This window comes from Amycolatopsis sp. NPDC059235, from assembly GCF_042754125.1.
In the GTDB taxonomy this organism is placed as follows: Bacteria; Actinomycetota; Actinomycetes; order Mycobacteriales; family Pseudonocardiaceae; genus Amycolatopsis; species Amycolatopsis albidoflava.
The window spans coordinates 40,287-52,468 of sequence record NZ_JBHZAG010000072.1 but is presented as its reverse complement, the minus strand read 5'-3'; the positions used below and the strand labels follow the sequence as shown (position 1 = coordinate 52,468).

The following is a 12,182-nucleotide window of genomic DNA, read 5'->3' as shown; positions in this document are numbered from 1 at the left end:
CTGCGCACCGGCGGCGACATGGCCTCGCGGACGGTGTGGGTGCGGCTCAATCCCGACTGCCCACGCCCGGAAGCCCGGACCGGGTTCACCATCCCACACCTGGACAGCTGGATCCTCGACCCGCGCAACCGGGCCACCGTGCTGCGGCACGTGCTCACGCTGGTGCTGGACTGGACCGCGAAAGGAGCGCCGATCGCCACCGACGTCCCGCAGATGCGGCAGTTCACCCGCTGGGCGCAGTACCTCGGCGGGTTCCTCGCCCACCACGGCATCGACGGGTTTCTCGGCAACGCAGACGCCGGCCGCGACCTGGACGACGACCACGCCGAGTGGTACGCGTTCCTGTCCACCTGGCACCACCTGCACGGCGAGGAACTCCTGACCGCGCAACAACTCCGTGCCGGAGCCGAACCCGAGTACGGCGCACCGGACCAGTGGAAGGGAACGTTCCCGACCACGATCACCGGCAAGCCCCTCTCGGCCAAGGCACTGGGAAAGAGGCTGGCAGGGCAGGTGGACCGGTGGCGCGGCGACAAAGTGTTACACAGCGAATTCGACAGCCACACCAAAATCAGGCTCTACCGCGTCGAACACCGGACCGATTCGAGCTGATTCCCAAAACAAACCCCGCAAACCCCGCAAACCCCGCAGAGCCCCAGAGAAACAACCTCTGAACTGGGAAAACATCGCTGCGGAGTCTGCGGGGTTTGCTCAACCCACCCCCTTCACCAAACCCCGCAAACCCCGCAACCTGCGGGGTTTGCGGGGTTTCGACCCCAGTCCCACCACAGCAAACCCCGCAGACAGATCCCCAGCTCCAGACCGATTTTGCGGGGTTTGCGGGGTTGCGGGGTTTGGTTTCGCCCTCCCGCACTCACCAACCACCCCCCTCCTGCCAGCCCTGCGCGCAGCGCAATACGCACAGTGAGCATGAAGCCCTGGCTGTCCGGAGTCCACCGCGTTCCTGTTACCGCCCAGGAAGGAGAAAGCAGCCATGGCTAAGCGCGCTGTCAGTCGATCACCGCGACGTCTGGAGACCACCGTGGATGCCCCCGCGCTACAAGACGAGCGCTTTCTGAAAGTCGAGCAAGTGGCCGAACTGCTCGGCACTTCCGTCCGGTTCCCCCGCCGCCTCATTGAGGAACGGCGCATCGAGTTCGTCAAGGTCGGTCACCACGTTCGCATCGCCGAAAGCGTCGTGGCCGCCTACATCAAGTCGTGCACTGTCGAACCGCGGCAGGCATTCCGGAGGGAGGCTGCTTAATGGCCGATTCTCGACGCGACTGGGGTCGCATTCGCAAGCTGTCGTCGGGCCGTTTCCAGGCTCGCTATCCCGGGCCGGACGGCGTGCTTCGGCCCGCGCCGGACACATTCGACACGAGGCGAGCAGCTTCGGAATGGCTCGCCGCGAAACGAACCGAAATCGCTCAGGACGACTGGGTGAATCCGGACGCCGCGAAGATCGGTTTCATCGAGTACGCCACGACGTGGGTTGCCGAGCGGAAACTGGCCGACACCACCCGCGAACGCTACGAGGGGATCGTTCGGAACCACTTCGAACCGACACGGCTGGGGAAGCTGTCGCTGGCCGCGATCAAGGAGGCCACGGTTCGCAAGTGGCACAGCGAATTGCTGGCGAACGAGGTGGGCGGGCCCACCGTGGTGAAGGCGTATCGACTGCTGCGCGCGATCTACAACACCGCCGTGGAAGAGGACCGGATCGTGAAGCGGAATCCGTGCCGGATCAAGGGAGCTGGCGAGGACGATTCCCCGGAACGTCCGGTGCTCACGATCGCCCAGGCGTACGCACTCGCCGACGCGATGCCCCCGCGATACCGCATGCTCGTTCTGTTGGCCACGTTCGCGTCACCGCGGTTCGGCGAACTGGCGGCGCTGCGCCGTCGTGACGTGGACTTCCCACACGCGGAAATCCGGGTGCTGGCCGCGCAATCCGAGGCGCGCGGGACGCCGCGCAGGAAAGGGCCGAAGAGCGAAGCGGGAAAACGTCGCATCGCGATTCCCCGCGTGATCGTGCCGGACTTTCGCGAGCACATCGAGAAGTACGCCGAGCCCGGCGCGGACGGCCTGGTGTTCGTCGGCCCGCAAGGCGGCCGACTGCGTCGGCACAACTTCCGACGGCTGTGGGTGAAGGCCAAGCGCCAGGCCAAGATCCCGGACGACGTGCACTTCCACGACCTCCGCCACACCGGCAACGAACTGGCGGCCGAGGGCGGCGCGACGACCAAGGAACTGATGGCGCGCATGGGTCACTCGACCACCAAAGCAGCCATCCGGTACCAGCGTGCGCGGCGCGAACGCGACCGGGCCGTGGCCGACGCGATGAGCCGCAACATCGAGAAGGCGCGGCAGCGGCCGGCCGGGAAACGGGCACGGAAACGGGCCCGCCGCCGAGACGAGGGGCACGGAGGGGGCACGGAGGGCGGGACAGCCGCCTGATACGACGAACGCCAGGTCAGAAAAAGCGCTTCTGACCTGGCGTTCGTTGCGGTGGACCTGAGGGGAATCGAACCCCTGACCCCCGCCTTGCAAAGGCGGTGCTCTACCAATTGAGCTACAGGCCCGGTGCGGACCGAGGTCCGCGAAGCATGACGTCAGTTGCGCGAGGCGTCCGCGGCCTTGGCCGGCGCGCTGCCGTTCGCCGACGGGGCGGCAGGCGTGGTGGCCTCACGCCACAGGTCAGCCTCGGCCTTGGCGGCCTTGTTCCGCTTGACGACGAACAGGACGCCGCCCGCGACGACCGCGAGTGCCAACAGCTTCTTCACCTGAAGCCCCCTTCTGAGTGCTTGCGCTACCCCACGATGCTACCGGACCCGCCGCGCGTCCCGTCCAGCGGTTCCGTCTCTCGTTCCACGTGGAACACCGGGAATATCCGGAGTGATCGGTCCGTTGAACCCGACGGTCCTCGTGGCCGCGCATCACTCAGCCCTGCCGGTCCTTCTCTTCCCGGCAGGGCTGACTCGTCTCCACGAGCCGCGCGCGGGTGCCGGCGAGGCCCGATTCGACCAGGTCAGGGCGGTCGTTCTCCAAGCCGTACGTCACCTCGTACCACGGGCCCAGCTGGTTCCACGCCCACGCGCGCCGGCGCAGTTCGGGCGTGACCTCGTACTCCGCGGAGAACGCCGCGACGCACTCCGCCGACGTCCCGAACAGCAGCCACGCCAGGTCCTGCGCGGGGTCGCCGATCGAGACGTCGGACCAGTCGATCACGCCGCTCACCCGGCCGTCCTGCTTGAGCACGTGCTCTGGCCCGACGTCTCCGTGCACCACTGTGTCTGCTGGATAATCCTCGACCTCCGCCAGCAAAGCACGAGCGCGATCAGCCAGCGGACCGAGCAAGGGCGGGACGGCGTCGAGGGCCAGGTCTTCCGGCACAGCACCAAGTTCGCGCGCCTTGGATACGTCCGCGTTGTGCAAAGCACGAAGGAACCGGCCGAGCACGCGGCCGTCGTCAGCGGTCAGTTCGCCTGGCTCGCCTGGCACCAATTCGTGCCGCACGACCAACGGATTTTCCTGCCACACAACGGGAATCGGCACCGGCAAGGGCAGCTGCGGAGCCAGCCACGGCAACACCGTCGTCTCCCGCAGCAGCCACGCACGCACCTCGTCCCGTTTGGGTCGCCGCTCGACCCATCGCCCGTCGACAAGCGTCGCGACGCTGTCCCAACCCTCGCCCAGATCCTCGCCGGTCATGCCACACTGAACCAGTTCTTCCCGGCATCGGCCCAGGGAGTTTTCCGTGCCGCCACCCCGTTTGGCACCGCTGCTCGACCAGTTCGACTTCGCCCGCACCCGCCTCGCGAACCGCCTCACCGGCCCCTTCCTGGACAGCGGCGACGGCTCCGAAATACCGGTCAGCCCGATGACCGACGCCGAATACCACTGGCCGCCGGTCCCCGGGCACTGGTCGGTGCGCCGCCGCGCCGACGGACCCGGGCCGCGCGCGACGCACCTGGCCGGCACCGGCGAATGGGGCCGGGACGCCGCGCCGTACCCGCAACCGGTGCCGCCGCCGTTCACCACCATCGCCTGGCGGCTCAGCCACCTCAGCGAAATGCTCGCCCTCCGCGCCGACCACACCGCGGGCACGCACGCCAAAACCCGCGACGACTACCCGATCGCCGGCGATGTCATGACCGCCGTCGCGGCTTTCGACGCCGGTGCGACAGCCTGGCGCGAAGCCTTGCTGACCGTCGACGACGCCGCGCTGGACACCATCGGCTACTGCACCTACCCGCACGGCAGCGACGCCGAAAACCTGTTCCTCGACATCGTCTGGTGGGTCAACCAGGAACTCCTGCACCACGGCGCGGAAATCGCCCTGCTGCGCGACCTGTACCGGCAGACCCGCTGATCACGCCGGAATCCCCGTGGCGAACGCGATCTCCGAAACCTGGTGCCGGTCAAGGGAAAGCGTGCTGAGCAGGTCCGCGATCCGTTGCCGCTGCACGTCAGTCGGCTGGAAATACATCGGCAGCGCCAGCCTGCCCCGAATCTCCCCGAACTCCAGGTCGGCGATCACCGCCTCCCATCCGCCGCGACCGCGGTGCAGCCACCATCCCCGACGCCGCAGCGCTCTCTCCGGAGAACCCTTCAACACGGCCAAATCCGCCGGCGACCACAGCTGCGGACTGCTGCTAAGCACTTCTCCCGCCAACCGGGCCACGCGCGAGTGCTCGCCGGTCATTTCCCGCAGCAGCCACGGCACTTCCGAAGCGATCGCCTTGCCCCGGAGCAAGGACAACCCGATCTTCTTCAACGGCAAGTCCGCGCTCTGAGCGAGACCGACGATCTCCGTACGGTCCAGCTCAGTCCCGGTCTCCGCGAGCCCGGCGTACGCGCGAGCCCGCACCACCGGCGTGGCAGCGGAACGAGCGACCGCCGCGTAAACCTCGACCGGGTCCCGCCCCATTTCCTGCCAGCGCAGCCGCGCCCACAACCGCACCATCACCGACCGGTCGACCAGAAGTCGTTCCACCTCAACCGGATCGAGCTGCGCCGCGGTCAGCTTCACCAACCCCAGCACCCGGCTCTCCGCGGACCGGCCGCGAAGCAACGAGGCGATGACGTCCGGCGTCGCCAGCTCGGCGACGATCCTGATCAACTGCCGCCGGACGATCTGGTCCCGCTCCCGAGGCAGCAACCGGACCGCGTCCGGCAAGCCGAGCAATCCGGATTCGAAGCTGTGCCGGAACGCCGCCCGCCGGACCTCAAAGACCTCGGAGTTTCGCAAGCACGCCCACACTGTCGCCTCGCCGTGCACGGCGGTCAGCGCACGCAGATAGCGCGCGAAAACTTCCGAACCCCGCCAGCGCTGCGAAATCCGCTGCAGCAGCGGCATGATCCGCTCCGCCTGCGCCAACGTCGTCCGCCGCAGCACCTCTTGTTCGGCCAGTTCCCGGACCGCCTCGGCGTAGTCGGCAACCCGAACCGCCAGCGCCCGGTCGCTCAACGCACTGTCCGAGGAGCACAACAGCCGAACCGCCCGCTCCCGCAGGCGCCCGTTGCGATGCATCGAAGCCAGCACCAGCGCGACCAGCGGAGCGCGCTTCAGCTTCCGCTCCGTCACCCGCCCCATCACCGGTTCCTCGGAGCGGGACTGGCGGGAGTAGCAGTCGATCCGCAGCATCTCGCGCGCGGTCGCCGACTCGAACCACGCCGAGGTTTCGGCCAAGCCTTCGCGGTCGTCCCACTGCGCGGCGACCACGCCGAGGCTCAGCCGATAAAGGATCTCCGCCGGAGTCTGCATACGGCTGATTCTGGCGACCGCACCGCCGGTCAGTCATCCGAAATACCAGAAGGCCGGTCCGCAGGAGCTGCGAACCGGCCTTCTGAGAAATGTGGGCCCACCAGGACTTGAACCTGGGACCTCTTCGTTATCAGCGAAGCGCTCTAACCGCCTGAGCTATGGGCCCGTCGAACGAGGAGTACTTTACCGGACCCCTCATCCGCTCGTGCAACCGGGTTACTCTCGCTCGGACAGGGTGACTTCCAGCCCGCCCGCGAGGTCCGCCGACACGTTGTAGATGAACGCGCTCACCGTGGCCAGCGCGGACACCAGCACGATGTTGATCGCCCCGAGGATCGCCGCGATGCCGAACACGCGACCGGCGCTGATCAGCGGTTCCGGGGACGCGTTCGCGCCCTCGCCGCCGACCAGGGACGAGTACGTGCCGTTCAGCTTGTCCCACACGCCCATGCCGTCGAGCACGGTGTAGAGCACGCCGACCGCGACCAGCCACACGAAGAACATCGCGACGCCGAGCACCAGCGCCAGCTTCAGCACCGACCACGGGTCGAACCGCTTGATCTGCAGGCTCGCCCGCCGCGGGCCCCGGCCGGGACGGCGCAGCGCGCTCGGCGTCGGCCGGGTGCGGCCCGCGGGCGGCACGTCGTCCGCCGGCGGCGGTGCCTCGCCTCCGAAGAGCCGAGGCGCCGCCGAGCCGGTCACCGGGTAGTCGTTCTCGGCCGCGGCGGCCGGTTCCGGAGCCGCGGTGGGCACGTCCTCGGTCGCGATCCGCGCCGTGGCCATGGCCTCGGAGTCGCCGCCGCCGTCCTTGGCGGTGCGCTGCCAGGGCGGGTTGGCCGACGCGTCGTCGGCCTTGTCGGATGGTGCCACGTTGAGTCAGTCCTTACCCGTGCGTGGGGCGCCGATCACTGCTCCGGCGCCGTGCCGTCTTCTGCTGTGGGCTCCTCTGGCGTAGCCTCGGCCGCTTCCTCCGAAACCGTCTCGGAAGCGATAACTTCCGAAACCTCGGAACCGTCCTCGGCGGAGTCCTCGCCACCATTGGCGACGTCCGAACCCTCGTCCGCGTTGCGTGCGACCGCGAGAAGAGTGGTTCCGTCACCCAGGTTCATCAGCCGAACGCCCTTGGTCTGCCTGCCCGCCTTGCGCACGTCCCGCGCCGGCGTGCGGATGACCCCGCCGCTGGACGTGATGGCGAACAGCTCGTCGTCCTCGTCGACGATGAGTGCCCCCACCAGCCTGCCACGTTTGCTGTCGTGCTGAATGGTGAGCACGCCCTTGCCGCCGCGGCCCTGTACCGGATAGTCCTCGATCGGCGTCCGCTTCGCATACGCGCCGTCCGTGGCGACCAGCAGGAACTTGTCCGGTTTGACCACGCTGATGCCGAGCAGTTCGTCACCCTCGTTGAACCGCATGCCCAGCACGCCCGAGGTCGGCCGCCCCATCGGGCGCAGCGCCTCGTCGGTCGCGTGGAAGCGGATCGACTGGCCGCCCGCGGACACCAGCAGCAGGTCGTCCTCGGCCGCGGCGAGCACCGCGCCCATCAGCTCGTCGCCCTCGCGCAGGTTGATCGCGATGAGCCCGCCCGCGCGGTTGGAGTCGAAGTCGGTGAGCTTCGTCTTCTTCACCAGACCGCGCTGCGTGGCGAGCACCAGGTACGGCGCGACCTCGTAGTTCGGGATCTCGATGACCTGGGCGATCTGCTCGTCCGGCTGGAACGCGAGCAGGTTCGCCACGTGCTGGCCGCGCGCGTTGCGGTTGGCCTCGGGCAGGTCGTAGGCCTTCGCCCGGTACACCCGGCCCTTGTTCGTGAAGAACAGGATCCAGTCGTGCGTGGAGCACACGAAGAAGTGCTGGACGATGTCGTCCTGCTTCAGCGTCGCGCCCTGCACGCCCTTGCCGCCGCGCTTCTGCGAGCGGTACAGATCGGTTTTCGTCCGCTTGGCGTAGCCCGTGCGGGTGATGGTGACGACGACGTCTTCCTGCGCGATCAAGTCCTCGACCGACACGTCGCCGTCGAACGGGATGATCTGCGTGCGCCGCTCGTCGCCGTACTTGTCGACGATCTCCATCAGCTCGTCGCGGATGATCGACCGCTGCCGCTCGGGCTTCGCGAGGATGTCCTTGAGATCGGCGATCTCCAGCTCGATCTCGGCCAGGGTGTCGATGATCCGCTGCCGTTCCAGCGCGGCCAGCCGGCGCAGCTGCATGTCCAGGATCGCGGTCGCCTGGATCTCGTCGATCTCGAGCAGCGACATCAGGCCCGGCCGGGCCTCGTCGGCCGACGGCGAGCGCCGGATCAGGGCGATCACCTCGTCCAGCATGTCGAGCGCCTTGACCAGGCCGCGCAGGATGTGGGCCCGTTCCTCGGCCTTGCGCAGCCGGTACCGGGTGCGCCGCACGATCACGTCGACCTGGTGCTTCACGTAGTGCCGGATGATCTGGTCGAGCCGCAGCGTGCGCGGCACGTCGTCGACCAGCGCCAGCATGTTGACACCGAAGTTCTGCTGCAGCTGGGTGTGCTTGAACAGGTTGTTCAGCACCACCTTCGCCACCGCGTCGCGCTTGATCGTGACGACGATCCGCATGCCGGAGCGGCTGTTGGACTCGTCCGCGATGTCCGAGATCCCGGTGATCTTGCCGTCGCGCACCAGGTGCGCGATGTTCTCCACCAGGTTGTCCGGGTTGACCTGGTACGGCAGCTCGGACACGACCAGGATCGTGCGGCCCTTGGCGTCTTCCTCGACCTCGACGACCGCGCGCATCCGGATCGAACCGCGGCCGGTGCGGTAGGCGTCCTCGATGCCCGAGGTGCCGAGGATCATCGCCTTGGTCGGGAAGTCCGGGCCCTTGACCCGCACGAGCAGCGCGGCGAGCAGCTCGTCGTCGGTCGCCTCGGGGTTCTCCAGCGCCCACACGACGCCTTCGGACACCTCGCGCAGGTTGTGCGGCGGGATGTTCGTCGCCATCCCGACCGCGATCCCGGAACCGCCGTTGACCAGCAAGTTCGGGAACCGCGACGGCAGCACGTCGGGCTCTTGCGTGCGCCCGTCGTAGTTGTCGCGGAAATCGACGGTGTCCTCTTCGATGTCCGCGAGCATCTGCATCGCGAGCGGCGCGAGACGGGATTCGGTGTACCGCATCGCGGCGGCGGGGTCGTTGCCCGACGAGCCGAAGTTGCCCTGGCCGTCGATCAGCGGGTAGCGCAGCGACCACGGCTGGGCGAGCCGCACGAGCGCGTCGTAGATCGCCGAGTCGCCGTGCGGGTGGTAGTTGCCCATGACGTCGCCGACGACGCGGGAGCACTTGTTGTACCCGCGGTCCGGGCGGAACCCGGAGTCGAACATCGAGTACAGGATCCGGCGCGCCACCGGCTTGAGGCCGTCGCGCACGTCCGGCAGCGCCCGCGACACGATGACGCTCATCGCGTAGTCGATGTAGGAGCGCTGCATCTCCTGCTGGATGTCGACCGGTTCGATCCGGTCGTGTTCCGGCGGCAAGGTTTCCGTCATGGGGTCCTTCTCGGGTGAGCAGTCCTGGGGAAGTGAGTGAGGAGGGGACGCCTACACGTCCAGGAAGCGCACGTCCTTGGCGTTGCGCGTGATGAACGAGCGGCGGGCTTCCACGTCCTCGCCCATCAGCACGGAGAACAGTTCGTCGGCCTGCGCCGCGTCGTCGAGCGTGACCTGCCCGAGCAGCCGGTTCGCCGGGTCCATCGTGGTCTCCCACAGCTCCTCGGCGTTCATCTCGCCGAGACCCTTGTAGCGCTGGATCGCGTCGTCCTTCGGGAGCCGGCGGCCGGACTCGACGCCGGCCTGGATGACCGCGTCGCGTTCCTTGTCCGAGTACGCGTACTCCGGCTCCGAGCGCGGCCACTTGATCTTGTACAGCGGCGGCCGCGACAGGAACACGTGGCCGTGCTCGATCAGCGGCGTCATGAAGCGGAACAGCAGGGTGAGCAGCAGCGTGGTGATGTGCTGGCCGTCGACGTCGGCGTCGGCCATCAGCACGATCTTGTGATAGCGCAGCTTCGAGATGTCGAAGTCGTCGTGGATGCCGGTGCCGAGCGCGGTGATCAGCGACTGGACCTCGGTATTCTTGAGGACGCGGTCGATGCGGGCCTTCTCGACGTTGATGATCTTGCCCCGGATCGGCAGGATCGCCTGGTACATCGAGTCGCGGCCTTCCTTGGCCGAACCGCCCGCCGAGTCGCCCTCCACGATGTAGAGCTCGCACTCGCCGGGGTCGTTGGAACGGCAGTCCTTGAGCTTGCCCGGAAGACCGCCGATCTCCAGCGCGCCCTTGCGCCGCACCAGGTCGCGCGCCTTGCGGGCGGCGAGCCGGGCCTGCGCCGACGAGATCGACTTGTTGATGATCGTCTTGGCTTCGCTCGGGTTGCGCTCGAACCAGTCGCCGAGCCATTCGTTCGACTGCTGCTGCACGAACGTCTTGGCCTCGCTGTTGCCCAGCTTGGTCTTCGTCTGGCCCTCGAACTGCGGTTCGGACAGCTTGATCGACACGATCGCGGCGAGGCCCTCGCGCACGTCGTCGCCGGTCAGGTTCGCGTCCTTCTCCTTGAGCAGCTTCTTCTCGCGCGCGTACGCGTTGACCACGCGGGTGAGCGCGGCGCGGAAGCCCTCTTCGTGCGTGCCGCCCTCGTGCGTGTTGATCGTGTTGGCGAAGGTGTACACCGACGGCGTGAACCCGGTGTTCCACTGCATCGCGACCTCGACCTCGAGGCCGGCGCCCTTGGCGTCGAAGGAGATGACGCTCTCGTGGATCGGGTCCTTGCTGCCGTTGATGTGCTTGACGAAGTCCTCGAGCCCGCCCGGGTAGCAGTAGACGGCTTCCTTGACCCGCGCCTGCTTGCCCGCGGCGTCCTCTTCGGTCTCCTCGTCGGCGACGCGCTCGTCGCGCAGCGACAGGGTGAGGCCCTTGTTGAGGAACGCCATCTCCTGCAGCCGGCGCGAGATGGTCTCGAAGTTGTAGGTGGTGGTCTCGAAGATGCCGCCGTCGGCCCAGAACGTGATGGTGGTGCCGGTGTCGGTGGCCGGGCCGAGGTCCTGGAGCGGACCGGGGACCTGGTTGGTGTACTCCTGGCGCCAGCTGCGGCCGCCGACCTTGATCTCCGCGAGCAGCTTCGTCGACAGCGCGTTCACCACGGACACGCCGACGCCGTGCAGACCGCCGGACACCGCGTACGAGTCGCTGTCGAACTTGCCGCCCGCGTGCAGGATGGTGAGCACGACCTCGAGAGTCGGCTTCTTCTCCTTGGGGTGCATGTCGACCGGGATGCCGCGGCCGTCGTCGACTACCCGCACCCCGCCGTCGGCGAGCAGGGTAACCTCGACCTTGGTGGCGTACCCCGCCATCGCCTCGTCCACGGAGTTGTCCACCACCTCCTGGACCAGGTGGTGCAGGCCGCGCTCACCGGTGGAACCGATGTACATGCCGGGGCGCTTGCGAACTGCTTCGAGGCCTTCGAGCACGGTGATGGACGACGCGTTGTACTCGCTCTTGTTCTCGGTCACCGGCGTTGTTTCTCCTCGTCTCGCCCGAGCGGACGTCCGCTACTACAACAGTGTACTTGGCCGCACGCGCTCACATGCGGCTAGGACACCGCTGAGCCGGTCGCAGAGGGACGAAATCACCCTCAGTTGAGTCATCTCGTATCCGAACCTGCGCGGCCCGGTTCTCGGGGAACTCATCCGGCGAAGCGCAACCCCCGTCAGCCGTACGTGTCACGCGGCCCGCGGCCAGGCACGTGCCGGGGGCCTTTCCGCCAGCTCGGAGCGGTCGGACCCTGGATCCGCATCCGCTTGACCACGCCGTATCCGACGCCCGCGGCGATCTTCGCCAGCAGCTTGCCCTGCAGCAACCGCAACTGCGTCGCCCACGCGGTGGAACTCGCTCGAACGGTCAGCTCGCCGTCTTTCAGCGCAACCGGCTGGGCGTGTTCGGCCACGTCCTCGCCCACGAGCCGGGCCCACTGCCCGAACACGCGCGCGTTGGTCATCGTGTCCTGCCAGCCGCTGTCGGAGATCAGCCTCGACACGAGCCTGCCGAGCGGCTGCGGGTCGCGCGGGTCCGAGCCGGGACCGGACCAGCGCCGGCGCGCGCGGTTCTGCCCGCCGCCGCCGGTGATCCGGCCGCGCCGGAGATTCGGCGGGGCTCCTCGCTCGCGGGCTTTCGCCTTCGCCGCTTCGAGCGCGGCGTGCGCGAGGTCGCGGCCGCTCGGAGCGTCCCCAGCGGGCGTCTCGTTCGGCCCAGTGGAACTGTCACGCTCAGTCGCGCCACGCGCGGGATTTCGGGGGGTGTCTTCCGCTTTCGAGGTGTCAAGACGGCCATCCGGCCGGTTCGTCACGCGCGGCGATAACGCGGCTCCGGGTTTATCCACACTGTCCACAGGTTTGTCCCC

General features: G+C 68.0%; 10 protein-coding genes, 2 tRNA genes and 1 pseudogene. 4 read left to right on the top strand and 9 right to left on the bottom strand.

Going from position 1 to position 12,182, the window contains the following annotated elements; genetic code table 11:
- The 3 genes and pseudogenes from ACFXI3_RS34980 to ACFXI3_RS34970 form a co-directional block, all read left to right on the top strand.
- Positions 1-612: pseudogene (locus tag ACFXI3_RS34980) on the top strand (hypothetical protein); the annotation flags it as partial.
- Between the two features lie 382 nt (positions 613-994).
- The gene (locus tag ACFXI3_RS34975; protein WP_378405403.1) at positions 995-1,264 is read left to right on the top strand and encodes an excisionase family DNA-binding protein; all 270 of its coding nucleotides are present in this window, start codon (positions 995-997) and stop codon (positions 1,262-1,264) included.
- Positions 1,264-2,457, top strand: a complete 1,194-nt coding sequence (locus tag ACFXI3_RS34970) for a tyrosine-type recombinase/integrase (RefSeq protein ID WP_378405402.1) — start codon at positions 1,264-1,266, stop codon at positions 2,455-2,457. Before ACFXI3_RS34975 ends, ACFXI3_RS34970 begins: the two co-directional genes overlap by 1 nt.
- Positions 2,458-2,509: 52 nt before the next feature.
- Here ACFXI3_RS34970 and ACFXI3_RS34965 read toward each other — a convergent pair.
- The 3 genes from ACFXI3_RS34965 to ACFXI3_RS34955 all read right to left on the bottom strand — a co-directional run bounded on the left by ACFXI3_RS34965 (position 2,510) and on the right by ACFXI3_RS34955 (position 3,711).
- Positions 2,510-2,582 (bottom strand) — tRNA-Ala (locus ACFXI3_RS34965).
- Between the two features lie 30 nt (positions 2,583-2,612).
- Positions 2,613-2,783: a DLW-39 family protein gene (locus ACFXI3_RS34960; protein ID WP_020663676.1), complete on the bottom strand. Its 171-nt coding sequence runs from the start codon at positions 2,781-2,783 to the stop codon at positions 2,613-2,615.
- A 157-nt stretch (positions 2,784-2,940) separates the two neighbouring features.
- Positions 2,941-3,711, bottom strand: coding sequence for a phosphotransferase (locus tag ACFXI3_RS34955; protein WP_378405400.1), 771 nt, complete (start codon positions 3,709-3,711; stop codon positions 2,941-2,943).
- Positions 3,712-3,757: 46 nt separating this feature from the next.
- Between ACFXI3_RS34955 and ACFXI3_RS34950 the strand changes: the two genes are divergently transcribed.
- Complete coding sequence (locus ACFXI3_RS34950) at positions 3,758-4,372, top strand: DinB family protein (protein WP_378405398.1); 615 nt, start codon at positions 3,758-3,760, stop codon at positions 4,370-4,372.
- Here ACFXI3_RS34950 and ACFXI3_RS34945 read toward each other — a convergent pair whose 3' ends face one another.
- From ACFXI3_RS34945 to ACFXI3_RS34920, 6 genes are all read right to left on the bottom strand, one after another.
- A complete protein-coding gene (locus ACFXI3_RS34945; RefSeq protein ID WP_378405396.1) occupies positions 4,373-5,767 on the bottom strand; it encodes a hypothetical protein in 1,395 nt (464 codons plus the stop codon).
- Positions 5,768-5,859: 92 nt separating this feature from the next.
- A tRNA-Ile gene (locus ACFXI3_RS34940) sits at positions 5,860-5,933 on the bottom strand.
- A 50-nt stretch (positions 5,934-5,983) separates the two neighbouring features.
- Complete coding sequence (locus ACFXI3_RS34935) at positions 5,984-6,637, bottom strand: DUF3566 domain-containing protein (protein WP_378405394.1); 654 nt, start codon at positions 6,635-6,637, stop codon at positions 5,984-5,986.
- Positions 6,638-6,672: 35 nt separating this feature from the next.
- Positions 6,673-9,276: a DNA gyrase subunit A gene (gene gyrA, locus ACFXI3_RS34930; protein ID WP_344282396.1), complete on the bottom strand. Its 2,604-nt coding sequence runs from the start codon at positions 9,274-9,276 to the stop codon at positions 6,673-6,675.
- A 51-nt stretch (positions 9,277-9,327) separates the two neighbouring features.
- A complete protein-coding gene (gene gyrB, locus ACFXI3_RS34925; RefSeq protein ID WP_378405392.1) occupies positions 9,328-11,295 on the bottom strand; it encodes a DNA topoisomerase (ATP-hydrolyzing) subunit B in 1,968 nt (655 codons plus the stop codon).
- Between the two features lie 197 nt (positions 11,296-11,492).
- Entirely contained in the window at positions 11,493-12,128 is a 636-nt protein-coding gene (locus tag ACFXI3_RS34920; protein ID WP_378405390.1) for a DciA family protein, read from the bottom strand.
- Positions 12,129-12,182 lie beyond the last annotated feature (54 nt).

What these genes read in the sequence shown, in the direction of transcription:
- ACFXI3_RS34975 (WP_378405403.1), top strand. Translation starts at nt 995, where the DNA reads ATGGCTAAGCGCGCTGTCAGTCGATCACCGCGACGTCTGGAGACCACC.
- ACFXI3_RS34970 (WP_378405402.1), top strand. Translation starts at nt 1,264, where the DNA reads ATGGCCGATTCTCGACGCGACTGGGGTCGCATTCGCAAGCTGTCGTCG.
- ACFXI3_RS34955 (WP_378405400.1), bottom strand. Translation starts at nt 3,711, where the DNA reads ATGACCGGCGAGGATCTGGGCGAGGGTTGGGACAGCGTCGCGACGCTT.
- ACFXI3_RS34945 (WP_378405396.1), bottom strand. Translation starts at nt 5,767, where the DNA reads ATGCAGACTCCGGCGGAGATCCTTTATCGGCTGAGCCTCGGCGTGGTC.
- gyrA (WP_344282396.1), bottom strand. Translation starts at nt 9,276, where the DNA reads ATGACGGAAACCTTGCCGCCGGAACACGACCGGATCGAACCGGTCGAC.